General features: G+C 67.8%; 26 protein-coding genes. 10 read left to right on the forward strand and 16 right to left on the reverse strand.

Going from position 1 to position 23,694, the window contains the following annotated elements; translation table 11 throughout:
• Positions 1-104: 104 nt before the first annotated feature.
• A complete protein-coding gene (locus NI2_RS25605) occupies positions 105-557 on the forward strand; it encodes a MarR family winged helix-turn-helix transcriptional regulator (RefSeq protein ID WP_067495549.1) in 453 nt (150 codons plus the stop codon).
• 17 nt (positions 558-574) lie between these two features.
• Complete coding sequence (locus tag NI2_RS25610) at positions 575-1,819, forward strand: MFS transporter (protein ID WP_067495552.1); 1,245 nt, start codon at positions 575-577, stop codon at positions 1,817-1,819.
• Positions 1,820-1,821: 2 nt separating this feature from the next.
• Here the strand turns inward: NI2_RS25610 and NI2_RS25615 are convergent, their stop codons facing one another.
• Positions 1,822-2,154, reverse strand: a complete 333-nt coding sequence (locus NI2_RS25615) for a hypothetical protein (protein ID WP_067495569.1) — start codon at positions 2,152-2,154, stop codon at positions 1,822-1,824.
• A gap of 1 nt (position 2,155) precedes the next feature.
• Positions 2,156-3,325, reverse strand: a complete 1,170-nt coding sequence (locus NI2_RS25620) for a 3-ketosteroid-9-alpha-monooxygenase, oxygenase component (RefSeq protein WP_067495571.1) — start codon at positions 3,323-3,325, stop codon at positions 2,156-2,158.
• Positions 3,326-3,486: 161 nt separating this feature from the next.
• Between NI2_RS25620 and hsaA the strand changes: the two genes are divergently transcribed.
• From hsaA to hsaB, 4 genes are read left to right on the forward strand one after another with little or no spacing between them, the layout of a single operon-like run.
• A complete protein-coding gene (hsaA, locus tag NI2_RS25625) occupies positions 3,487-4,650 on the forward strand; it encodes a 3-hydroxy-9,10-secoandrosta-1,3,5(10)-triene-9,17-dione monooxygenase oxygenase subunit (protein WP_067495573.1) in 1,164 nt (387 codons plus the stop codon).
• Between the two features lie 4 nt (positions 4,651-4,654).
• Entirely contained in the window at positions 4,655-5,524 is an 870-nt protein-coding gene (gene hsaD, locus NI2_RS25630; RefSeq protein ID WP_067495575.1) for a 4,5:9,10-diseco-3-hydroxy-5,9,17-trioxoandrosta-1(10),2-diene-4-oate hydrolase, read from the forward strand.
• A complete protein-coding gene (gene hsaC, locus NI2_RS25635; RefSeq protein ID WP_133733945.1) occupies positions 5,521-6,429 on the forward strand; it encodes an iron-dependent extradiol dioxygenase HsaC in 909 nt (302 codons plus the stop codon). The genes hsaD and hsaC overlap by 4 nt, the downstream gene beginning before the upstream one ends.
• A gap of 18 nt (positions 6,430-6,447) precedes the next feature.
• Positions 6,448-7,026, forward strand: a complete 579-nt coding sequence (gene hsaB, locus NI2_RS25640; protein ID WP_133733944.1) for a 3-hydroxy-9,10-secoandrosta-1,3,5(10)-triene-9,17-dione monooxygenase reductase subunit — start codon at positions 6,448-6,450, stop codon at positions 7,024-7,026.
• A 181-nt stretch (positions 7,027-7,207) separates the two neighbouring features.
• On the opposite strand, the gene NI2_RS25645 is transcribed toward hsaB, so the two are convergent.
• Positions 7,208-8,218 (reverse strand): saccharopine dehydrogenase family protein, encoded by a 1,011-nt coding sequence (locus NI2_RS25645; RefSeq protein ID WP_133733943.1) that lies wholly within the window; start codon positions 8,216-8,218, stop codon positions 7,208-7,210.
• Between NI2_RS25645 and NI2_RS25650 the strand changes: the two genes are divergently transcribed.
• Together NI2_RS25650 and NI2_RS25655 are read left to right on the forward strand one after the other, a co-directional pair.
• Positions 8,208-8,348 (forward strand): hypothetical protein, encoded by a 141-nt coding sequence (locus tag NI2_RS25650; protein WP_157104680.1) that lies wholly within the window; start codon positions 8,208-8,210, stop codon positions 8,346-8,348. The genes NI2_RS25645 and NI2_RS25650 overlap by 11 nt on opposite strands.
• A 171-nt stretch (positions 8,349-8,519) precedes the next feature.
• Complete coding sequence (locus NI2_RS25655; RefSeq protein ID WP_067495588.1) at positions 8,520-9,071, forward strand: YdeI/OmpD-associated family protein; 552 nt, start codon at positions 8,520-8,522, stop codon at positions 9,069-9,071.
• 24 nt (positions 9,072-9,095) lie between these two features.
• Here NI2_RS25655 and NI2_RS25660 read toward each other — a convergent pair whose 3' ends face one another.
• From NI2_RS25660 to NI2_RS25675, 4 genes are all read right to left on the reverse strand, one after another.
• Complete coding sequence (locus NI2_RS25660) at positions 9,096-9,932, reverse strand: GNAT family N-acetyltransferase (protein WP_067495591.1); 837 nt, start codon at positions 9,930-9,932, stop codon at positions 9,096-9,098.
• 191 nt (positions 9,933-10,123) lie between these two features.
• Positions 10,124-11,170 (reverse strand): 4-hydroxy-2-oxovalerate aldolase, encoded by a 1,047-nt coding sequence (gene dmpG / locus NI2_RS25665; RefSeq protein WP_067495593.1) that lies wholly within the window; start codon positions 11,168-11,170, stop codon positions 10,124-10,126.
• A gap of 12 nt (positions 11,171-11,182) precedes the next feature.
• Positions 11,183-12,088, reverse strand: coding sequence for an acetaldehyde dehydrogenase (acetylating) (locus NI2_RS25670; protein WP_067495595.1), 906 nt, complete (start codon positions 12,086-12,088; stop codon positions 11,183-11,185).
• 15 nt (positions 12,089-12,103) lie between these two features.
• A complete protein-coding gene (locus tag NI2_RS25675) occupies positions 12,104-12,889 on the reverse strand; it encodes a 2-keto-4-pentenoate hydratase (protein ID WP_067495597.1) in 786 nt (261 codons plus the stop codon).
• A gap of 125 nt (positions 12,890-13,014) precedes the next feature.
• On the opposite strand from NI2_RS25675, the gene kstD reads away from it, so the two are divergent.
• Complete coding sequence (gene kstD / locus NI2_RS25680) at positions 13,015-14,706, forward strand: 3-oxosteroid 1-dehydrogenase (RefSeq protein WP_067495721.1); 1,692 nt, start codon at positions 13,015-13,017, stop codon at positions 14,704-14,706.
• Positions 14,706-15,566 carry an enoyl-CoA hydratase ChsH3 gene (gene chsH3 / locus NI2_RS25685; protein ID WP_067495600.1) on the forward strand — a complete coding sequence of 287 codons (861 nt, stop codon included), beginning with the start codon at positions 14,706-14,708 and terminating at the stop codon, positions 15,564-15,566. The genes kstD and chsH3 overlap by 1 nt, the downstream gene beginning before the upstream one ends.
• A 76-nt stretch (positions 15,567-15,642) precedes the next feature.
• Here the strand turns inward: chsH3 and NI2_RS25690 are convergent, their stop codons facing one another.
• The 9 genes from NI2_RS25690 to NI2_RS25730 form a co-directional block, all read right to left on the reverse strand.
• A complete protein-coding gene (locus NI2_RS25690; RefSeq protein WP_067495603.1) occupies positions 15,643-16,089 on the reverse strand; it encodes a hypothetical protein in 447 nt (148 codons plus the stop codon).
• Complete coding sequence (locus NI2_RS25695) at positions 16,086-17,360, reverse strand: DUF58 domain-containing protein (RefSeq protein ID WP_067495606.1); 1,275 nt, start codon at positions 17,358-17,360, stop codon at positions 16,086-16,088. The genes NI2_RS25690 and NI2_RS25695 overlap by 4 nt, the downstream gene beginning before the upstream one ends.
• Positions 17,357-18,319: an AAA family ATPase gene (locus tag NI2_RS25700; protein ID WP_067495609.1), complete on the reverse strand. Its 963-nt coding sequence runs from the start codon at positions 18,317-18,319 to the stop codon at positions 17,357-17,359. The genes NI2_RS25695 and NI2_RS25700 overlap by 4 nt, the downstream gene beginning before the upstream one ends.
• 17 nt (positions 18,320-18,336) lie before the next feature.
• Positions 18,337-18,855 carry a hypothetical protein gene (locus NI2_RS25705; protein ID WP_243749832.1) on the reverse strand — a complete coding sequence of 173 codons (519 nt, stop codon included), beginning with the start codon at positions 18,853-18,855 and terminating at the stop codon, positions 18,337-18,339.
• Positions 18,856-18,892: 37 nt separating this feature from the next.
• A complete protein-coding gene (locus tag NI2_RS25710) occupies positions 18,893-19,831 on the reverse strand; it encodes a DUF4129 domain-containing protein (protein ID WP_067495727.1) in 939 nt (312 codons plus the stop codon).
• A gap of 139 nt (positions 19,832-19,970) precedes the next feature.
• Positions 19,971-20,927, reverse strand: coding sequence for a cell division protein ZapE (gene zapE / locus NI2_RS25715; protein WP_067495612.1), 957 nt, complete (start codon positions 20,925-20,927; stop codon positions 19,971-19,973).
• 102 nt (positions 20,928-21,029) lie between these two features.
• Positions 21,030-22,199, reverse strand: a complete 1,170-nt coding sequence (locus tag NI2_RS25720) for a lipid-transfer protein (protein ID WP_067495615.1) — start codon at positions 22,197-22,199, stop codon at positions 21,030-21,032.
• Positions 22,196-22,618: a MaoC family dehydratase gene (locus NI2_RS25725; RefSeq protein ID WP_067495618.1), complete on the reverse strand. Its 423-nt coding sequence runs from the start codon at positions 22,616-22,618 to the stop codon at positions 22,196-22,198. The genes NI2_RS25720 and NI2_RS25725 overlap by 4 nt, the downstream gene beginning before the upstream one ends.
• A 99-nt stretch (positions 22,619-22,717) precedes the next feature.
• Positions 22,718-23,680, reverse strand: coding sequence for a bifunctional MaoC family dehydratase N-terminal/OB-fold nucleic acid binding domain-containing protein (locus NI2_RS25730; protein WP_067495730.1), 963 nt, complete (start codon positions 23,678-23,680; stop codon positions 22,718-22,720).
• Positions 23,681-23,694: the final 14 nt, after the last annotated feature.

Consider the following 23,694-nt stretch of genomic DNA (forward strand, 5'->3'; position numbering starts at 1 on the left):
CGCAACCCCAGCTCAGACACCCGGAGCTGGGGTTTCGTCCGTTGTGGCCCGTTTCACGACGCACCTGCCCGATTTAGATAGTTAGCTTATGCAATAATTTTCCTGTGCAGCAGAACCAGCAGCCATCAGCAGACGACATCGTGGTCGACCTGTTGGTCACTGCCGGTCGGCTCACCCGGCTCGCCGGGGCGGTCAGCTCCGACGACCTGCCCCGCGCGATGCTGCGCGCCCTCGCCGTGCTCGAGGAGCACGACGGCCTGCGGGTCAGCGAATTCGCCCGCATCGATCGATGCTCACAACCGGCGGCAACGGCGCTGCTCGGTCGGCTCGTCGCCGACGGATTCGCCACCCGCACCAAGGACCCGAGGGACTCGCGGGCAGTGCGCGTCGAACTCACCCCGGCGGGCCGGACCCGCCTCACCCGCGCCAGACGCGCCTACGCGGCCGCCTTGGCGCCCGGACTCGCCGATTTCGACCTCGACCGGCTGATCCGGCTCGACACCGACATGAACGACCTGCTGACAGCCCTGCGCGCGGTTGCCCGCGGTCACCAGTGAAGCAACCAGGAGCGCTCATGAGCATCTCTCCGTTGACTCGCGACAACGACGCCGCGGCCACCTCCACCGGCCAGCCGAAAGCCGTCTGGGCCGTCGCCTTCGCCAGCGTCATCGCGTTCATGGGCATCGGCCTCGTCGATCCCATCCTCAAACCCATCGGCGAACAGCTGAACGCCAGCCCCTCGCAGGTCTCCCTGCTGTTCACCAGCTACATGGCCGTCACCGGCATCGCCATGCTGGTCACCGGCGTCATCTCCAGTCGCTTCGGCGCCAAGAAGACCCTGCTGTCCGGCCTGGCGATCATCATCGTGTTCGCCGCGCTGGCGGGCATGTCGAGCAGCATCGGCGAGATCATCGGCTTCCGTGCCGGGTGGGGTCTCGGCAACGCCCTGTTCATCGCGACCGCGCTGGCCACCATCGTCGGCGCGGCAACGGGTGGCGTCGCCAAGGCGATCATCCTCTACGAGGCGGCCCTCGGTATCGGCATCGCGACCGGACCACTGCTCGGTGGGGTACTCGGTGGGATCAGCTGGCGCGGGCCGTTCTTCGGCGTGTCCGTGCTGATGGCCGTCGCCTTCGTCGCGATCGTCGTGCTGCTGCCCGAACTGCCCAAGCCCGCGACCCCCACCTCGATCAGCGCGCCGTTCAAGGCGCTGCGGCACCGCGGACTGCTCACCGTCAGCATCACCGCGTTGCTCTACAACTTCGGCTTCTTCACTCTGCTCGCCTACACGCCGTTCCCCCTCGACATGGGCACCTACGCGATCGGTTTCATCTTCTTCGGGTGGGGCGTGATGCTCGCGGTGGCCTCGGTGTTCCTCGCCCCGAGACTGCAGGCGCGCTTCGGCACGCTGCCGATGATGGGGCTGTCCCTCGGCCTGTTCGCCGCCGACCTGGCGCTCATGGCGCTGTACGCCGAGCACAAGATCGTGCTGATCGTCGGGGTCGTGGTCGCCGGGCTGTTCCTCGGCGTGAACAACACCCTCATCACCGAGGCCGTGATGATCTCCGCGCCGGTCGAGCGGTCGACCGCGTCGGCGGCCTACAGCTTCGTCCGGTTCGCCGGCGGCGCGGCCGCGCCCTGGGTGGCGGGCAAGCTCGGCGAGCACAGCGTGTCCCTGCCGTTCTGGCTCGGCGCGGCGTGCACCGCCGCCGGGGTCACCGTCCTGTTCCTCGGGCGCGGCGCCCTGGCCCACATCGACGACCACGACCCCGCGCCGCACAGCATCGAGGAAGCCCAGGCGCTCACCGTCGGCGACTGAGGCTATTCGGGGACCTCGAGCACGCCCTCGTCGACCGCCCACTCGATCGTCTTCTGCAGCGACGGACAGGTGTCCGGCCGACCGGGCCGGGCACCGTGGGAACTCAGCTCGGCGAAGACCGGACAGCGCGTGTCGGGCCGCTCGGTCCACTGCACCGAGGTCTGGTGCGCGCTGTACTTGCGCACCAGCACCTCGGTGCCGCAGGCCTGACACCGCAACGGCGTCAGGCCTTCGTCGAGATACCGTTGCTGGTCGAGGGCGGTCTGGGCCCGCACCGCCGCCCGGCGGGCGGGCTGATCGGCGAAATCCGGTGCCTTGGCCCAGCTGGCGGCCATGTCACACGCCCGCTTCCTCGGCCTTGCGCCGCAGGTTCTCGGCGACCTCGGCCTCCCAGGCCTCGTTCGCCTTGGTCGTGTCGACCTCGAACTCGAAGCGCTGGGTCATCTTCTCGGTGACATCGGCGATGTCCACGTAGAACTGGTCGTACCAGCGCCGGAGCTGGTAGACCGGGCCGTCCTCCTCGCACAACAGCGGATTCTCGACCTTGGACTTGTGCTTCCAGATCTCCACGTCCTGCAGGAAGCCGTCACCGAAGAACGTGGTCATCGTGTTGGCCAGCTTGGTCGCGGTCTCGTCGTCGATGCCCTTGGGCTTCTCGACGGTCAGGCCCCACTGCAGCACGAACGAGTCCTGGGTGACCGGGTAGTGGCAGTTGATCAGCACGACCTTCATCTCGTACCCGCTGTAGATGTTGATCAGCGGATTGATCATGTAGGACGGACCGAAGTACGACGCCTCCGACTTGAGCAGCGTCTCACCGCCGTGCTTGGCCGCCATGCCGATATCCGGGCGGCCCTTGGTCTCCAGGAACTGGGTCGCCACATGGCCTTCGAAGACGTTCTTGAAGTACGTCGGGAAGGCGTAGTGGATGTAGAAGAAGTGCGCCATGTCCACGACGTTGTCGATGATCTCGCGGCAATTCGCACCCTCGATCAGCAGCGAGTTCCACGTCCAGTCGGTCCAGCCGCTGTCGTGGGTTTCGCTCGGATTGCCGTCGGAGTCGGTGTACACGCCCTCGATGTGGGGGATCGTGACCTCGGGCGGCGGTTCGTTGCCCTCGTGGTCGTGCCAGACGAACAGCTGACCGTTGCGTTCCAGCGTGGTCCACTTGCGTGTGCGCGCCAGCGGCGGCACCCGGCGGCCGTAGGGGATCGCGGTGCACTTGCCGCTCGCCCCCCAGCGCCAGTCGTGGAACGGGCAGGCGATGTCGTCGCCCTTCACCGAGCCCATGCTCAGGTCGCCGCCCATATGCCTGCAGTAGGCGTCGAGCACACGGAGCTGGCCGGACGTATCGGCCCAGATCACGAGTTTGGTTCCGAAGATCTCGACCGCGTGCGGTTTACCGTCGCGGAACGTCTTCGCGAGACCGACGCAGTGCCAGCCGCGCGCGAACCTGGTCGGCGTGGTACCGACATCGAGTTCTCTCACCTTGGGGTTGACTGCCATCCCGAACCCTCCTTCTTCACTAGAACACGTTACAAAATACGGCCGGTTCACGCTAGCTGTCCGCGTTATTCCCTTCTCGACAGGAATGGGAACCTGTTCTAGTCTCAGAGACGAACGAGAACAGTTTGTCGATTCCGACAGGGCAGGAACGGGCTGGCGAAATGACGCAAGAAGTGACCGAACGGGTCGAGGCGCTGCTGCCGACGCTGCGCGAACGCGCGCAGGAGGCCGAAGACCTGCGCCGCATACCCGACGAATCCATGAAGGCACTGCAGGAGACCGGGTTCTTCCGGCTGCTGCAGCCCAAGCAGTGGGGCGGGCATGCCGCCGACCCGGTGGTCTTCTACGACTCCGTGCGCCGCATCGCCAGCGCCTGTGGGTCGACGGGCTGGGTGGCGGGCATCATCGGCGTGCACAACTGGCACCTCGCACTGTTCGACCAGGCCGCACAGGAAGAGGTGTGGGGTGAGGACACCGACGTGCGGATCTCCTCGTCCTACGCCCCCATGGGCATGGGCCAGGCGGTCGACGGCGGGTACATCGTGCGCGGGTCGTGGGCGTGGTCCTCGGGCTCCGATCACGCGACCTGGGCAGTGCTCGGCGGACCCGTCATCAAGAACGGCAAGCCGGTCGACTTCGGCAGCTTCCTGATTCCGCGCTCGGAGTACCGCATCGACGACGTGTGGAATGTGGTCGGCCTGCGCGGCACCGGTTCCAACACCGTTGTGGTGGAGGACGTCTTCGTGCCGACGCACCGCTTCCTCAGCTTCCGCGCGATGAGCGAGGGCCGCTCGCCGGGCCTGGCGCAGAATCCCGATCCGGTGTACAAGATGCCGTGGGGCACAATCCATCCCACCACCATCTCCACCCCGATCGTCGGCATGGGTTACGGCGCCTACGAGGCGCACGTCGAACATCAGGGCAAGCGGGTGCGCGCGGCCTACGCGGGTGAGAACGCCAAGGACGACCCGTTCGCCAAGGTGCGCGTCGCCGAGGCCGCCAGCGATATCGATGCCGCCTGGCGTCAGCTCTCGGGCAATGTGGCCGAGGAGTACGCGCTGCTGGTCGCGGGCGAGGAAGTGCCGTTCGACCTGCGTGTGCGGGCCAGGCGCGACCAGGTGCGCGCCACCGGCCGGGTGATCGCTTCGATCGACAAGCTCTTCGAATCCTCCGGCGCCACCGCGCTGGCCAACGGCACTCCGCTGCAGCGCTTCTGGCGTGACGCGCATGCCGGACGAGTACACGCGGCCAACGATCCCGAGCGCGCCTACGTCATGTACGGCACGCACGAGTTCGGGCTGCCCGTCACCGACGCCATGGTGTGAGCCGATGACCCAGACCGCTGAGATCACCTACGAATCGACCTCACGCTTCGCGCAGGTCAGCCGCTCATTGAAGCTGCATTATCACGAGGCAGGCGTCGGCAACGGCCCGACGATCGTGCTGCTGCACGGTGGCGGGCCCGGCGCTTCGGCGTGGTCGAACTTCGCCCGCAATATCCCGGTGCTGGCCGAGAACTTCCATGTGATCGCCTTGGACCAGCCGGGTTTCGGCAAGTCCGACAAGCCGGTGGATCATCCGCAGTACTTCGTGCACGCGTCCACCGCGTTGCTGGCGCTGCTCGATCATCTCGAAATCACCGATCGTGTTCACCTGCTGGGCAATTCGCTCGGCGGCGGCACCTCGGTGCGCTTCGCGCTCGACAACCCCACGCGCGCGGGCAAACTCGTGCTGATGGGTCCGGGCGGGCTGAGCACCAACCTGTTCGCGCCCGACCCGACCGAGGGCGTGAAGCTGCTCTCGGCGTTCAGCTACCAGCCGACCAGGGAGAACCTCGAGAAGTTCCTGCGGATCATGGTCTTCGACCAGTCGCTGATCACCGAGGAGCTCATCGACGAACGGTTCGCCCAGGCGAGCACCCCAGAATCGCTCGCGGCCATGCGCGCGATGGGCAAGTCCTTCGCGAGCGCCGACTTCGAGAAGGGCATGCTCTGGCGCGACGCCTACAGACTGCGTCAGCCGGTGCTGTTGATCTGGGGCCGTGAGGATCGGGTGAACCCACTCGACGGCGCGCTCGTAGCGACCAAGGTGATTCCCCGGGTGCAGCTGCACGTGTTCGGCGGTTGCGGCCACTGGGCGCAGCTGGAGAAGTTCGACGAGTTCAACCGGCTCACACTCGATTTCCTCGGGAGCAAGTGATGAGTATTCGCGCACTCGGCTACATGCGCATCGAGGCCACCGACATGGCGGCCTGGCGCGAGTACGGCCTCAAGGTGCTCGGCATGATGGAGGGCACCGGGCTGAACCCCGACGCCCTCTACCTGCGCATGGACGATTTCGCCGCGCGACTGGTGATCGTCCCCGGCGAGCAGGACCGGCTGCTGGTCTCGGGCTGGGAGGTCACCGACGCGCGTGGCCTGCAGCAGTTGCGGGAGACCCTGGACAAGGCCGGGGTCGACTACACCGAGGGGACCAAGGACGAGCTGGGCGAGCGCCGCGTCGAGGGCATGATCCGGTTCCAGGACCCGTCCGGCAACACCCTCGAGGCGTTCTACGGCGCGCAGTATCTGGGTCGTCGTTTCGTGAGCCCCTACGGCCACAAGTTCGTCACCGCCGAGCAGGGCCTCGGCCACGTGGTGCTGACCTGCACCGATGATGCTGCGGCGCAGGCGTTCTACCAGGATGTGCTCGGCTTCCGCCTGCGCGATTCCATGCGGCTGCCACCGCAGATGGTCGGCCGCCCGGCCGACGGCGACCCCGCCTGGCTGCGCTTCTACGGCTGCAACCCGCGCCACCACGCGCTGGCGTTCCTGCCGTTACCGAACCCCACCGGCATCGTGCACCTGATGGTCGAGGTGGAGAACTCCGACGACGTCGGCCTCTGCCTGGACCGTGCCCTGCGCAAGAAGGTGAAGATGTCGGCCACCCTCGGCAGGCACATCAACGACAAGATGCTGTCGTTCTACATGAAGACGCCGGGCGGATTCGACATCGAATTCGGTTGTGAGGGACTGGAAGTCGACGACGACAACTGGACGGCCCGCGAATCCACCGCGGTCAGCCTCTGGGGTCACGACTTCACCGTCGGATTCAAGCAGCAATAGGGAATGGCGGCGAGGGACATGACCGAACAGACACCGGCGATCGACGGCCGGCAATTCCGTAATGTGCTGGGACAGTTCTGCACCGGCATCACCGTGATCACCGCGCTCGACCCCGACGGTGCGCCGATCGGGTTCGCCTGTCAGTCCTTCGCCGCCCTCTCCCTCGATCCGCCGCTCGTGCTGTTCTGCCCCACCAAGGGGTCGCGCTCGTGGGCGGCGATCGAGGCGGCTGGCAAGTTCTGTGTGAATGTGCTCGCCGAGGAACAGCAGCCGACGTGCGCCCGCTTCGGCTCCCGCGAACCGGACAAGTTCGCCGGAGTCCCTTGGCACACCTCGGATCTGGGTGTTCCTGTGCTCGACGGTTCACTGGCGACCATCGAATGCACTGTCGACTCGGTGGTCGACGGTGGTGACCACTACATCGTCATCGGGCGGGTGCAAGCCCTGACGGAATCGGAGTCGACGACGAATGGTCGTCCGCTGCTGTTCTACCGTGGGCAGTACACCGGCATCGAACCGGACAAGACCACCCCCGCCCCCTGGCGCGCCGACCTGGACCACTTCCTCACCACCACCAGCCTCGACACCTGGTTGTAAGCGGCGCCGGTGCTCGAGTGAGCACGCATCGCCGACGTATACGAGCGGCGACGCCCGGTTGTGGGCTCAGCCGCGATCAGGGCCGACGACGAGGCCTTGTCGTCGGCTTCGGGCACAGGCCAGCTTGTCTCGTGACAGTCATCGTGGCCAGTCGAGCGTGCCGACGCAGTGCGTCGCGGGCTCAGCGCGCCGCGATCAGGGCCGTCAGCAGGGCGGACGACAGCGCCGCGGCGTTGCTGTCGGGGCTGGCCCAGCTTCGGGTGGTGATCGTCATCGCCGCGGGGTCCGGTGCGCCGAGGCAGTGGGACGCGAAGGCGGCGAAGAACTGGTCCGGGTCGAGCAGCGTTTCGGGTGCGTGGACTCCTGGACGTGGGTTCGCGGCCAGCAGCAGCGCGCCGACAGCCAACGGGACGCCGGTGTTGTCGGCCATCGACAGGCCGGGGACCTGACTCAGCGCAGTGGCGACCCTTGCGGGCGAGCCGTCTCGTTCCCCCTCGGCGATGGCGAACAGCGGCGGAAGTCCACCGGCCGCGACGAGAGTTGCCGGGTCGGCCGGGAGCAGGCGTTCGAGGCGGGCAGCCAAGAGCGCCGCGCGATCGACGGTCAGCAGGCGGCGGTTCATCGCCCAGCGCAGTGCCAGTAGCGCGGCCGAGGTCGGACGATCGGCGACGACCACCGAGGTCGAGTCTTTGACACCGGGGAAAGCCAGCGGCAAGGTGATCGCCTCCGGGTGACCGAAGCTGCGGCCCTCACCGGTGCCGAGTCCCGGGTATTCGAGCCGAAACCGTTCCAGCGCAGGGCGTTCGACGCGTGCGCCCGCCCTGGTCACCGGGATGCTCCCGCTGATCTGGCGCATGCCGTGCACGACGGCGGCGGTCGCCGCGGCGCTTTCCTCGGTGTGGGCCGAGTGGATGTTCCAGCCCGTCACCAGGGAATCGACCCGCTCGAGTTCAGCGGCCGCCCGCACCGCGAGCAGGTTCGCGACGCCCGGACTCGCGCCCATGCCGAGCAGCGCCGTCACCCCGGCCGCTTTCGCCTCGGCGTCGAGTTCGAGCATGTCGGCGGTGGGCTGTGGGTCGTCGCAGATGTCGATGTAGTCGCAACCCGCGGCGATGGCGGCGGCCAGGATCGGCCTCGAACAACGACTCAGTGCCGCATACCCCGCCGCGTCACCGGCTCGGGTGGCCGTCACCGCCTACGCCCTGGCCTGCCTGTTCGAGGCTCACTGGGCGTTCCATCTCCAAGGTGTGAACGAGCCCGACCGCACCGAGCAGGCCAAACAGAGCGCCCACACTCTGCTGTCCGCCCTCGCCGCCGCATAGGACCCGCCACAGCGCCTGCTGTCCGGCAGCCGGTGCGTCACCGGGTGCCGATACTCGTCTGCGACGCCAGTGGCGACCCGAAACCACGGCCTTCGTTGCCGCGCGGAAGCTGGCGACCCCGGTCGTAAAACTGCTCATTCGGTGAGCACTTTGGCGAGCAAGATGATTCCCATGAACGCGAGCATCGAATTCATCACCTGCGCCGACGCCGCCGAATGGGAAGCGTGGCTGGCCGGGAACCACGCTTCGGCGGACGAGGTGTGGGTACGGATCGCGAAGAAGGGGGCGCCGGAGCCGTCGGTGACGATCACCGAGACGCTCGACGGCGCCCTCTGCTACGGCTGGATCGACAGCCACCGGCGTTCCCTCGACGCGCATCACTACCTGCAGCGATACTCGCCGCGACGGGCGCGCAGCCGGTGGTCGCAGGTCAATGTCGCCAAGGCCGAGGCGTTGATCGCGGCCGACCGGATGCGGCCCGCCGGCTACGCGGCGATCGAGCAGGCCGTCGCCGACGGGCGCTGGGCAGGAGCCTACGAACGGCAGAGCACCGCCGAAACCCCTGCGGAGCTGGCTGCGGCACTCGCCGAATCACCCCGCGCGGCATCGGCTTACGCCGCGCTCAGCCGTTCGGATCGGTATCGACTGTTCCTCCCGATCCTCAAGGCCACCACGCCGCAAGAGCGGGCGGCCCGCGTCGCCCAAGCCCTCACCGCACTCTGACTCGCGACCGCCTCAGCGCGGTATTCAGAGCTCTTTCACCAGGATGGCGCGGGTGTAGAGCAGCGAGAATCCTCGACCTTGAGCGTTCTGCTGCGACCTGGAACCGGGCGCGGTGGTGACTGTCGCCAGATCACAACCGGCCTTCGCGGCATCGTTGAGACGTGTTGTGAGCAGGGCGGTTTGGACGCCTCGTCGGCGATGTGACGGAAGAGTGGCCGCGCCCGCGAGGGCCGCGATCCCACCGTCGGTACGCAGGCTCGCTCCACCGGCCGCTACCCCGTCACGGTAGGCGAGGTAGCGACGGGTCTCGTTGGCCGAAGCCATGTCTCGCATCACCGAGGCAATCGCCTCGCGCGGGAATTCCTCGTGGTTCGGACCTTCGTCGGGATGGGCGAACCCGTCGACCACCACATCGAGCCACGCACCGAGATCCTCCCCGGCATCGAGTCGCACCTCCACGCCGTCCGGCACGGCGAACTCGTCGCCGTCCAACCGCATCCCGAGCACATTCTCGAAAGACATCAACCGATACCCCCGCCCCGTCAGCTCCTCCCCGATCCCCGCCTCCCCCAACTGCGACAACTCCACCTGCACCGGACACCCCACCCGCGCGTAAGCCGCCTCGATCGCCTCCCACTCGCCCACGGAAGGGACCCCACCGAACCCGACCCCCACCACCTTGTTCAACGGTGATCCCTCCCCCACGAAACAAGCCGCCCCACCCCCGATCTCCCGGACGAACCCCTCGACTCCCCGCCCGATCCCGACCCGAGTGGCCCCCACGATCGCCGCGGTCTCCACCCGCTCGATCCGTGCCGCCAAGTCCCCGCCGCAGAACAATGCCCGACCGTTTTCACTCATCCCCCACTTATATCCCCCGTGTCCAGCGAGTTTCGGCGCAAACCAAGATCACCACGCCCTGGTGGCGGCGACCTCTCGGCCAATGCCGCCACCAGAGCGTGGTGATCACGTGTTCAAGTGGTGACGCGCTTCCGGGGCAGACAGCGAAACGGCGCGACCGGGAGGGCGCGCCGTTTCGGGATCGAGGGTGGTCAGGATGAGGCGGATTCGCGTTGGAGTTCGAGGGCGATGTCGATGAGCTGGTCTTCCTGGCCGCCGACGAGTTTGCGCTTGCCCGCGCGGACGAGCATTTCGGCGGCGGAGACGTTGTAGCGCTCGGCTTGGCGTTCGGCGTGGCGGAGGAAGCTGGAGTAGACGCCCGCGTAGCCCATCATCAGGGCCTGGCGGTCCAGGAGGCATTCGGTGGGCATGGCGGGGCGGACGACGTCTTCGGCGGCGTCGGTGACGGCGAAGAAGTCGACGCCGGTCTTGATGCCGAGCTTGTCGCAGACCCCGATGAACGCTTCGACGGGGAGGTTGCCCGCGCCCGCGCCGAAACGGCGAGCCGAACCGTCGATCTGGGTGGCTCCGGCGCGAACCGCGTAGACGGAGTTGGCGACGGCGAGGCCGAGGTTCTCGTGGCCGTGGAAACCGACCTGGGCATCGTCACCGAGCTCGGCGACCAGGGCGGACACGCGGTCCGAAACCTGTTCGAGCACAAGGGCGCCGGCGGAGTCGACGACATACACGCACTGGCAGCCCGCGTCGGCCATGATGCGCGCCTGCTTCGCCAGCTTCTCCGGGGTGGTGGAGTGGGCCATCATCAGGAACCCGACGGTTTCGAGGCCGAGGTCGCGGGCGAGACCGAAGTGCTGGATGGAGACATCGGCTTCGGTGCAGTGCGTCGCGATGCGGCAGATCGAGGCGCCGTTGTCCTGGGAGATCTTGATGTCTTCCTTGACGCCGACACCGGGCAGCATGAGGAAGGCGATCTTGGCCTGCTCGGCCGTTTCGGCGGCTGCTTTGATGAGTTCTTGTTCGGGGGTCTTGGAGAACCCGTAGTTGAACGACGACCCGCCGAGCCCGTCACCGTGGGTGACCTCGATGACCGGGACACCCGAACCATCGAGGGCGGCAACGATATCGCGTACCTCGTCCACCGTGAACTGGTGGCGCTTGTGGTGCGACCCGTCACGCAGCGAGGTGTCGGTGACACGGACATCGAGTTCGCCCGAGAAGGGCTTCAGGATTGTGCTCATTGCGGAAACTCCTTACACCCGAGCCGAGATGATCTGATCGGCCAGCACGTCACCGACGCGGGTCGCGGCGGCGGTCATGATGTCGAGGTTGCCCGCGTACGGGGGCAGGAAGTCGCCCGCACCCTCGACCTCGACGAAGATCGACACCTTCGCCATGCCGCCGGACACCACCGACGGGTCGTCGAACTGGGGTTCGTTGAGCAACCGGTAGCCGGGCACGTACTCCTGGATGGACTTCTCCATCCGCAGGATGCTGTCGGCGATGGCGTCGCGGTCGGCGTCTTCGGGGATCGAGCAGAAGATGGTGTCGCGCATGATCATCGGCGGCTCGGCCGGATTCAGGATGATGATGGCCTTGCCACGCTGGGCGCCACCGATCGTTTCGACCCCCTTGGAGGTGGTCTTGGTGAACTCGTCGATATTGGCGCGGGTACCGGGCCCGGCCGACACCGACGCCACCGACGCCACGATCTCGGCGTACTGCACCGGCACCACCCGCGAAACGGCCGCGACCATGGGGATGGTCGCCTGCCCACCGCAGGTGATCATGTTGACGTTCGGCGCGTCCCGCAGCGAATCCAGGTTCACCGGCGGGATCACGGCCGGGCCGACAGCGGCGGGAGTGAGGTCGACGGCGCGGATGCCCGCGGCCTCGTACTTCGGTGCGTACGCGCGGTGCACGTAGGCGGAGGTGGCCTCGAACACCAGGTCGGGTTTCTCGTCGAGGGCGAGCAGCCAGTCCGCGCCCTCGGCGGAGGTTTCCAGGCCGAGCCCACTCGCGCGCTTCAACCCCTCGGAGTCCGGGTCGATGCCGATCATCCAGCGCGGCTCGATCTTGTCCGAACGCAACAGCTTGTACAGCAGATCGGTGCTGATATTGCCGGACCCCACGATCGCGGCGGTGACTTTACTTGTCACGAAATACTCCTAGGTTCAGCTGAAACGCAGACGGACAGAACCGAGTCCGGTGAATTCGGCGAGGAAGTCGTCGCCGGGGCGGGCGTCGATGGCGCGGGTGCAGGAGCCGGGCAGCACGATGTCACCGGCTTTGAGCCGCACACCGAAGGTCGCCACCTTGCGCGCCAACCATGCCACCGCGATCACCGGATCACCGAGCACCGCGTCGCTGCGGCCCTCGGCGACGACCTCACCGTTGCGCGTGAGGACCGCGTCGATGGCCTTGATGTCGATATCCGAAGGGGCGACCCGCTGTTTACCGAGGACGAACCCGGCCGAGGAGGCGTTGTCGGAGATCGTGTCGACCAACCCGATCTTCCAGTCGTTGATCCGCGAATCGATCAACTCGATCGCCGGCGCGTAGGCGACGGTCGCGGCCAACACATCGGCTTCGGTGCAGTCATCGCCGGGCAGATCCTTGCCCAGCACGAACCCCACCTCGACCTCGACGCGCGGAAGCAGGTACTGCGAGGTGTCGACGGGAACGTCCTCGAAGACCTCCATCTCAGCCAGCAGATGCCCGTAATCGGGTTCATCGACACCCATCATCTGCTGCATCGCCTTGGACGACAGCCCAACCTTGTGGCCGACCACCTGGGCGCCGTCGCGCAGCCTGCGCTGGATGTTCAGCAACTGGATCTCGTAGGCATCGACCACATCGATCCCGGGGTACCGGTCGACCAGGGGCGCCACCGCCACCCGATCGTGTTCGGCGCGCGCCAATTCATCGGCGAGTTCACTCCGCTGCGCGTCGGACAGCACGGGTACCTCCTGGGGAAAATCTGCTCGACTGGCCAGTCAAACTGTAACCAGTTTCTTAACTGAATATCGGGTCTTCTTCCAGACAACATAGCGCAACTGCGCCCCGATTCTATAACGTGTTCTACATGAGTGATCGGGAATACGATGTGGTGGTCGTCGGGAGTGGCGCCGCTGGAATGACCGCCGCCCTCACCGCGGCGCACCACGGGCTGAGCGTGGTGGTGCTGGAGAAGGCGGCGCACTACGGCGGGTCGACCGCCCGGTCCGGGGGCGGGGTGTGGATTCCGGGGAACAAGGCGCTGCTCGCCTCGGGCCGCCCCGACGATCGCGACGAGGCGCGCACCTACCTGCACAGCATCATCGGCGACGTGGTGCCCGCCGAGAAGATCGACACCTACCTCGATCGCGGCGCCGAGGCGTTCGACTTCGTGCTCGACCACACGCCGCTGAAAATGAAGTGGGTGCCCGGCTATTCCGATTACTACCCCGAGGCTCCAGGTGGCCTAGGCCAGGGCCGTTCGTGCGAACCGACCCCCTTCAACGGCAAGGTGCTCGGCGCGGAGCTGGCCGATCTCGAGCCGCCGTATGCCAAGGCGCCGATGAACGTGGTCGTCATGCAGGCCGATTTCGTGCGGCTGAACCTGATCCGCCGCCACCCCAAGGGCATGATGCGGGCGCTGCGCGTCGGCGCGCGCACCTACCTGGCCAAGTTCACCGGTAAGCACCTGCTCGGCATGGGCCAGGCCATCATCGCCGCCATGCGCAAGGGCCTGCTCGACGCGGGCGTTCCGGTTCTGCTCAACACCCCGCTCACCGACCTGGTGCAGACCGACGGCCGGATCACCGGCGTCAAAGCCACTGTCGACGGCGAATCGGTCACTTTCACCGCGCGCTACGGCGTGATCCTCGGCAGCGGCGGTTTCGAGCACAACGCGGACATGCGCGCCAAGTATCAGCGGCAGCCGATAACCACTGAGTGGACAACCGGTGCCGCGGCCAACACCGGCGATGGCATCGTCGCGGGTATGGCGGCGGGAGCGACGGTCGGATTCATGGAGGACGCCTGGTGGGGTCCGACGATCTTCAAGGGCGGCAAGCCCTGGTTCGCGCTGGCCGAACGCAACCTGCCCGGCACCATCATGGTCAACGACCGCGGCGTGCGCTTCGGCAACGAGTCGGCTCCGTATGTGGAGGCCGTGCACACCATGTACGGCGGCGAGTACGGCCAGGGCCCCGGTCCCGGCGAGAACGTGCCCGCCTGGCTGGTGTTCGACCAGCGCTACCGCAACCGCTACATCTTCGCGGGTCTGCAACCGGGACAGCGTTTTCCGAAGCGCTGGATGGAGAACGACAACATCGTCAAGGCCGACACGATCGCCGAACTGGCCGCCCGCATCGGAGTCCCCGCCGACGCGCTCGCCGGAACCGTCGAGCGGTTCAACGGCTTCGCCGCCTTGGGCAAGGACGAGGATTTCGGTCGCGGCGACAGCCACTACGACCGCTATTACGGTGACCCGACCGTGAAGCCCAACCCGTGCCTGGCCGAGATCTCGCAGGGCCCGTTCTACGCCGCGAAGATCGTGCCCGGTGACCTGGGCACCAAGGGCGGCCTCGTCACCGATACCGCCGGACGCGTGCTGCGGGAAGACGATTCGGTGATCGACGGCCTCTACGCGGCGGGCAACTGCAGCTCGCCGGTGATGGGCCACACCTACGCGGGTCCCGGCGCGACCATCGGTCCCGCGATCACCTTCGCCTACCTGTCCGTGCTCGACATCGTCGGCAAGAAGTCCTCTACCGCCAAGGAAGTGAAGTAGTGCCCATCGATCCACAGATCGCGCTCGGCGCGGCGCTGCCCAGTCGCGAATTCAGCTGGACCCCCACGGATGTGCAGCTCTACCACCTGGGTCTCGGCGCGGGCGCGCGCTGCACCGACCCGGTCGAGCTGCGTTATCTCGACGACAGCGAACCCCAGGTGCTGCCAACCTTCGCCACCGTCGCCCCGACCCTCGGTGAGACCGCCGCGCCGCGCGTGAGTTTCCCCGGCGTCGAGATCGATCTGGCGAAGGTGGTGCACGGTCATCAGGAAGTGGTGGTGCACAAGCCGATTCCCCCGTCGGGCAAGGCCGTGTCCGTCGGCCGGATCTCCGAGGTCTGGGACAAGGGCAGCAATGCGGTGATCGTGCAGGAGCACACCGTCACCGGCGCCGACGGGGAGCCGCTGTGGACGGCGCGCTCGTCGATCTTCGCCAAGGGCGAGGGCGGTTTCGGTGGCGAACGCGGACCGAGCACGAAAGCCGAACTCCCCGATCGCGCCCCCGACGCGGAGCTCACCACCGCCACCCTCCCGCAGCAGGCACTGCTCTACCGCCTCTGCGGTGACCGCAACCCCCTGCACTCCGATCCCGAATTCGCGAAGGCGGCCGGGTTTCCCGCGCCGATCCTGCACGGGCTGTGCACCTACGGCGTGGTCTGCAAGTCGCTCACCGATGTCCTGCTCGACGGTGACGCCACCCGCGTCGCGGGCTTTCGCGCGAAATTCACCGGCGTGCTCTACCCCGGCGAAACCCTGCGCACCAAGGTCTGGCGGGAGGCCGACACGCTCGTCGCGGTGGTCACGGCCGTCGATCGCGACGACGCGCCCGTCCTCGGCGATGTCACCCTGCGCATCGCCTGAACTGAACACCTGATCACCACGCTCTGGTGGCGGCGTCGGCCGAGAGGTCGCCGCCACCAGGGCGTGGTGATCTCGGTCAGGATGGGGGGAGGGTGGTGTGGGGGGATTGGGGGGTGAGGGTGGTGGTGAGGAAGGCGTAGATCGTGACGATGAGGATGGGGGCGGCCAAGGGGGCCCAGGCCAGGTGGACGGGGACCAGGGCCGCGGTGGTCGCGGCGATGGTGAACAGGACCGCGCCGCCTACCGAGGGGATGGTGGTGGGGACTACGCCTTCGGGAGCGTGCAGGACCGCGGCGTTGAGAAGGTAGGTCGTAGCTACCAGACCTGTTGCCGCGGAGGCGATCACGCCTACGTCGGCGAAGGCGAGGGCGGCGATGGCGGTGAGGACCGCGGCGACCGAGGCGGGGCGCCACCACCAGCTCGCGATGACGAAAGCCAGGGCCGGTACGCCGAGGATCGGGTTGATCAGGGCGACCGAGGCGACGAGCAGCAGGCCGGCCAGCAGGGCGAGGAATCTGGTCATCGGCGCACCCGCACTGTCCGGCGGTGTTCGGGGAGCAGGCGCATGGCCTGGTCGAGGCGGGTGCCGTCGGGCCAGGCGATGATGTCGACGCCGACGGTGCCCATGTCGCGATACATCGAGGCCCGCTCGAGCTGCCACATCTTGGCCATGGTCGGGTCGAGGCCGTCGGCGAAGGGAGTACCGCGCAGCACGTCGACCGCGACCACCACGTGACCGCGCTTGCGCAGGTCGATGAGGGCGAGCGCGAATTGGGTGTCGAGCAGGGTGGAGAAGGCGACGATGATGGCGCCGATCGGCACCGCGGCATGCGGGGCGAGGGTGCCGGTGTGCTCGACATGTTCGTCACCGACACCGAGCACGGTGTCGACGATCCGGTAGAACTGCCTGCGCCCGATATCGGGACGCAACCAGCGCGGCGACTCACCGAGGCACACCACGGCGGTGCGGTCCCCGGCCTGCAGCGTGGACTGCACCACCTGGGCGGCGCCGCGCACCGACAGCTCCAGCGAATCGCTGGCGGGGCCGGGTGCCTGCTGGGAGGTGTCGACGAGGACGACCACGTCGGCCGAGCGGTTGGTGAACCGCTCGGTGACATAGAGCCTGCCGCGACGCGCGCTCACCGGCCAGTTCACCGTGCGCAGCTGGTCACCGGGGGCGTAGGCGCGGATGTCGGCGTATTCGACACCCGGCCCGTGCTTGCGGGTGAGGTGAGTGCCGATGCGATCGGGCAGCTCGGTGCGCGGCATGCGCATCCGCTGCGGATCGGCGATCGGGTAGACGTAGAGATTCGCCGCGGGTAGCTCGGCGGTGGCGACGGCGAGCCCGGCGGGGCTCAGTGCGGTCACCGCCGCCTGCACCGGGTAGCGACCCCAGCGGGTGGCCGAGAGTGCCAGCCGCATCCCAGCCGGTGCGCCACCGGAATCGTGGGATTCCTCCACCTCGAGGTCGAGACCGGTGAGCGGAACCGGGGCCATCCGCAGCAGCGCGTGCCCGCTCTCGACGAACGCCGCGGCGACGGCGGTGACGACCTCGCCCTCGAAACAGCGGACGGTGCCGCTGCCGTCGACCTGGATTCTGGTCGGGTTCTGCTGCCACGGTGCGGTGGCGAGCACCCCGAGCATCGGCGCGGCGAAGACGACGAGCTGCCACTGCCCGCGCAGCACCGCGACGACCAGCGCCGCCGCGGCGCAGCCGGCGAGGATGAACACCAAGGGCGCCGGGCGCCACCGCAGGTCGACCTCGACGGTCTTCGATTCGTCGCGGTGCTTCATGTGCTCGTGGCGCGGGGAACCGGTAGCCTGCGCAGCAATTCGGCGATGACGTCCTCGCCGCGGATGCGCCGCACCCACATCTCCGGGCGCAGCGTGATGCGGTGCGCCATGGCAGGAACGGCGAGCGCCTTCACGTCCTCGGGGATCACGTAGTCGCGGCCGAGCAGCAGGGCCCGCGCGCGCGACATCTGCACGAGGTCGAGTTCGGCGCGCGGGCTGGCGCCGACCTCCACCTGCGGGTGGCTCCGGGTGGCGGAGGCAAGTGCGACAACGTAATTCACCACGTCGGGGTGCACGGTGACGAACTCGACCGACTGACGCATCTCCATCAGCCCCTGCGCGTCCACCACCTGGCCCACCTGCGGTGGGGTGGAACCACGTTCGAGCCTGCGCCGGATCATCTGGGTCTCGTCCTGCTCGGACAGGTACCCCAGGCGCAGCTGGATGGCGAACCGGTCGAGCTGGGCCTCGGGCAGCGGGTAGGTGCCCTCGTACTCGATCGGGTTGTCGGTGGCGAGCACGATGAACGGCTGTGGGAGCAGGTAGGTTTCGCCGTCGATACTCACCTGCCCCTCGGCCATCGCCTCGAGCAGCGCCGCCTGGGTCTTGGGCGGGGTGCGGTTGATCTCGTCGGCGAGAAGCACATTGGTGAACACCGGTCCGCGCCGGAAATTGAACCGCCCGGACGACATGTCGTAGATCGTCGATCCCAGCAGGTCGGCGGGCAGTAAATCCGGCGTGAACTGCACGCGGGTGAAATCCAGGCCGAGCGCGGCCGCGAAGGAACGCGCGATCAGCGTTTTGCCGAGGCCCGGCAGATCCTCGATGAGGACATGGCCTCCGGACAGCACGGCGATCATGATGAGTTGCATCTCATCGCGCTTGCCGACCACGACCCGGCCCAGCTCACGCAGTACTGCGTCGGAGCGCTGGACGGTCACGTTCAACGGCATTGTCATCGGTGGCCTCTAACCCCTCACATCGACTGCAATCGGCGCAGGATCTCGTCCAGCGCCGCCCTACCCGGTGCGCGACCCGTCTGGTCGCGCAACGACGAATTCGCCGGGTCCACCCAGCGCCACAGTTCGGGACCGAACTGCAGCTGACCGGCCGCCTCGATGGCTCTGCGGTTCTTGGATACCCGCATACCGGTGGACAATTCGAACTCTTTGGCCAGCAGCGGGCGCAGGTGCCGGTCCCAGTCGGCGCGGGTGCCGTCGGCGCGGGCGACGAGCATCTCGGCGCGGGCATGCCAGCGGCCGAGCATCTCGGCGGGACCGTTGTCGATGTACTCGGTGAGCGGCTCCTCACGCCGCACCCGGTAGCGCAGCGACCACACGAGCACACCGAGCGCGACCGCGACCGGCAAGGCGACGGCGAGCGGAAGCAGATCGCGGTCGAGCCGCAACAGCACGACCTCGAGCACCAGCACCGCGATTACCGCCGTCACGACCACGGTCGTCCGGTTGGACTTGATCTCTTCCCCGGGGTTCACGCGACCTCCACGCGACGAGCCGCCCGACGTGGTCCGATCATGCGGGCACCACCCGTCGCTGCAGGTCGGAGAGCACGATGCGCAGCAGTTGTTCGGCGCGCATGCGCTGCCATTCGAGCATCGAGTGGGGACTGAACCTGGCCTCTTCGAAGAGCGCGACGAGTTCGCGGGCGGAAGCATCGTGCAGCACGCCGCTCTCGAAGGCTCTGGCCAGCACCTCCATCGGGGTGTCGGAGGCCTTCGGGCGGGCGATGCTGTCGGTGGACAGGCCGCGTTCCATGGCCACATAGCAGGCGATGATCGCGGTGCGCGGGTCCTGGCCCGGCGCGTTCATCGCGGCCAGGCCCATCTCGGCGGCCCTGGTGAGCGAGTCGACATCGCTCGCGGACGGTGCGGCCGGCTCGTCGGCGACGGCTTGTTCGGGGGCGCGTCGGGCGGCGACCGCGACGGCGGCGAGCCCGGCCAGCGCGACCGCGATCAGGGTGATGGCCAGCCCCGCCGCGATGAGCAGGGCGGTGCCGGTGAGTTCGGTTGGGCCCGCGGTGGGGTCGGGGGCGGGCGCGTCGGTGGGGGTCGGCACCGGGCCCGACCCCTCGGACAGGGTCTCGGCGGCCGGGCGCACCGGCCGGGCGCCGGGCAGCAGGAACAGGGCGGTGACGCCCGCGGCGAACATCAGGGCGACGGTGGCGATGAGCATCGGCAGGAGCACCGCGAGCCTGCGCCACTGGATTCTCGGCAGCACGATGTCCTCGTGTTGCGGCTTGGCGAGCGGGAGGCGATGCTGGCTGGCGACGACGCCGGCCACCAGGATGACGATCGATACAAGCAGCAGCACCGGCATCACCGCGACGAGCAGCGGTGAGGGGGCGCCCGAGGACTCGTCGGGTCCGGCGCCGGGGAGGCTGCCCTGCAACGCGAAAGTCGCGCAGGCCACCAGTGCGATCACGACGATCGCCCGCGTAATGGGCTGATTCACCCCGATCACAGCTGTACCACCAAACCCCAGAGACTGCACAAATCAGCCACATAGTTACATGCCGGGCGGTTCGCTCGGGAGGAAATCGGCTCTTTTGGATTTCCTCCTATTCATTGTCTCCCTCGAGGCAAGGGGCACGCTACGCAGTGCGAACGGTGTGAGATCCGGTTAGTGAGAGTTCACCGAGCCGGCTCGCGGTGCGCGCGAGGTCCGGCACGACTGGTACCCCGGTAGTCAGTTCGGTGACGGGTTCGGCCGCGTGGATCGTGCACGGCAGGTCTGCGTCGTAGAGGATGTCGACCAGATTCACCAGTCGCATCGTCCAGTCCGGTGGCACCGCGCGCAGCGGCGGTACCGCGACCAGGGTCCAGCGGCGCAAACGTGTGGTCAGGCGCAGGTAGTCGGCGGCGCTGGTCGCGGTGCCGCACAGGTGCTCGAAGGCGAAGGTCACCGCGTCGCCGTCGACGGATTCCGCGCGCACGGTTCGCCCGTCGGCCAGGTCGAGCACCACGCCGGGACCGGCGGTGCGCTCCGTCGACACCACGTACCGGCCGGCACAGAATCCGTGGTCGGCACGGGTGGCGAGGGTGCGGTAGTCCAGCGGACCGTCGAGGGTCACCACCTCGAGGTGGGCGAGGATGCGCTCGATGGTCGGCACGAACCGGTCGTGGAACAGCGGGTTCGGCAGCAGACCCGCGGGCGGGTAGTTCGAGGTGACCACCAGGGTGCGACGCTCGGCGAACAGGGTGTCGAGCAGCCGGGCCACGAGCATGGCATCGCCGATGTCGTGCACGTGGAACTCGTCGAAACACACCAGATCCGCGTCACCCAGCAAACGTTCTATCGCATTTTCGATCGAACCCAGTTCGTGTACCGCGGTGTGCAATGCGGCGAAAAAATTATGGAAATGAAAGCGGCGCTTGCGAATCGGATCGGCCGAGGCGAAGAATCGATCCATCACCATTGTCTTGCCACGCCCGGGCCTGCCGTGCAGATACACCCCGCGCGCCCGTTTACGCACCCGCCCGTTCCGATCGAGCAACTCCCCGAGCCGCCGCGCCGCCGCCGTCTGCCCGGAATCGAGAACCACCGTCACACCGACCTCCTCGTCCCACCCAGTTGTAGTGGGGCGAGGAAGCCGGGCAACAGACATGGTGACGTGCTCAACAGGTGCGCTGAGTCACCCCGGCGCGAAAACTCAGGCGGTGAGCACCAATCCGGAGGTGGGGACACCGGTGCCCGCGGTGACGACGATGCGTCCCAGGTCGTCGACCTGGTTCACCGAGGTGCCACGGATCTGGCGGACAGCTTCGGCGATGCCGTTCATGCCGTGAATGTAGGCCTCGCCGAGCTGGCCGCCGTGAGTGTTGAGGGGCAGGCGGCCGCCGAGTTCGATGGCACCGTCGGCGATGAAGTCCTTGGCTTCGCCGCGACCACAGAAACCCAGTTCCTCGAGTTGCATGAGGACGAAGGGGGTGAAGTGGTCGTAGAGGATGGCGGCCTGCATGTCGGCGGCGGTGAAACCGCTTTGCGCCCAGAGCTGTTCGCCGACCAGGCCCATTTCGGGCAGGCCCGTCATGGCGTCGCGGTAGTAGCTGGTCATCACGTACTGGTCGGGGCCGCTGCCCTGGGCGGCGGCGGCGATGACGGCAGGGCGCTGCGGCAGGTCACGGGCGCGTTCGACGCTGGTGACGACGATGGCGACGCCGCCGTCGGATTCCTGACAGCAGTCGAGCAGATGCAGGGGTTCGGCGATCCAGCGCGAATCCTGGTGCTGCTCCAGCGTGATCGGCTTGCCGTAGAAGAAGGCGTTCGGGTTCACCGCGGCGTGCTTGCGATCGGCGACGGCGACCTTCCCGAAGTCGGCGCTGGTCGCACCGGTGACGTGCATGTACCGGCGCGCGACCATCGCCACCTGCGCGGCGGGTGTCCCGAGACCCTGGGGATAGGCCCAGCCCGCATCGATACCCGAGGATGTCGGTGCGGCGGCGAGCGCGGGCGAGAACTGGCCGAAGCGGGCGCCGGAGCGCTCGTTGAAGGCGCGGTAGGCGACCACCACGTCGGCCACACCGGTGGCCACCGCCATCGCCGCCTGCTGCACGGTCGCACACGCCGCGCCGCCGCCGTACCCGATGTGGCTGAAGAACTTCAGGTTCGGGATGCCGACCGCCCTGGCCACGGCGGCCTGGGTGTTGGTGTCCATGGTGAAGGTGGTCAGACCGTCGACATCGGCGGGACTGAGACCCGCGTCGGCCAGGGCAGCGGTGACCGCCTCCGCGGCCAACCGCAATTCGCTGCGGCCGGAGTCCTTGGAGAAGTCGGTGGCACCGATACCGACGACGGCCGCGCGGCCGGACAGCGTGCTCATTTCGGCTCCAGATCGGGGACGGCGATGACCGAGGTGGCGATGATGTGCTCACCGAGGCTGTCGCGGCCACGGACGTCGATGGTGATCAGGGTGTCGTCGATCTCGGTGACGGTGCCCGAAAGGGTCAGCGTGTCACCGGCATACAGCGGAACCCCGAGACGCAACGCGATCGACTTCACCCGGGCGCGCGGTCCGGCCCAGTCGGTGACGAAACGCTGCACCAGGCCGGTGTCGGTGAGGATGTTGACGAAGATGTCGTCGGAACCGCGCTGCACGGCCTTGTCGCGGTCGTGGTGCACGTCCTGGAAGTCCCTGGTGGCCAGGGCGGTACTGATCACGAAGGTGGGATCGGCATGGATCACCAACTCCGGCAGAGTGGTTCCCACCGCGAGAGCGGCGGGATCGATGGTGGTTGTCACGAGCGGGTCCTTTCCGGACGGGCAGAGCGAGTCGACTCGGCGCACCACGCGCACTGTTCCGCGATGGCTGGGCGGATCACGCGCGACGAGGTGCCGCGCTCACCGCTCGGCCTGCCAATACGGCAGCACGGTGCCGTCGGCCAGCTTTTCGAAGGCCGCGCGCACCGGCAGGTCGATGGCGACCTCGGCCGGGTCGATGCCGCGCAGCTCGCCGAGCATCCGCACGCCTTCGTCGAGTTCGACCAGCGCGACCACGAACGGCAACTCCCGGCCGGGCACCTTCGGCGCGTGGTGCACGACGAAGCTGAACACCGTGCCGGTGCCCGCGGCGACGACGTAGTCGGTCGGCTCGGCCTTGTCCTGCCACAGCGCCGGAATCGGCGGGTGCCGCAGCGTGCCGTCGGGCAGACGCTGGATGCGCAGTTCACCGGCTTGCGTTCCGGCCCAGAAGAACTCGGTGTCGCGGGAGATCACCGGACCCACCCGCTCGGCGGGCGCGACCTCGACCGCGTCCGCCACGGTGGCGGCGGCATCGGCGGGTGCGGCCGGTGCGTATTTCAAGATCCGGAACAGCATCTCGGTGACCACCTCGTCACCGACCGTCCAGGTGGTGGTGAAGGTGAGGAACCAGCCGTCGCCGAGGCCGGTTCGCTTGGGCCCCTTGAACTCCGAGAGACGGCTGGTGACCGTCACCTCCTCGCCGGGACGCAGGTACCGGTGGTAGGTCTGCTCGCAGTTGGTGCCGACGACGGAGGTGTAGCCTGCCGCGTCGAGCAGTTCGTTGACGCGGCCGATGGGATCGTCGGCGGCGCGCTCGCCGTGCAGGCCGGTCATCGTCCAGACCTGCGCCATGGCGGGCGGGGCGACGATGCCGGGGTGACCGGCGGCCTTGGCGGCGGCCTCGTCGACATAGATCGGATTGGTGTCGCCGATGGCCTCCACCCAGTTGTGGATCATCGGCTGGTTCACCGGGTCGCGGCCGACGCGGGGAGCGCTCTCCCCCGCCGCGACCAGCGCGGTCAGGCCCGCCTGGATATCCTCGGGCACAGCAGTTTCCGGCACACGCCGCTCCTGGT

The organism is Nocardia ignorata NBRC 108230, from assembly GCF_001612905.1.
Classification (GTDB): Bacteria; Actinomycetota; Actinomycetes; order Mycobacteriales; family Mycobacteriaceae; genus Nocardia; species Nocardia ignorata.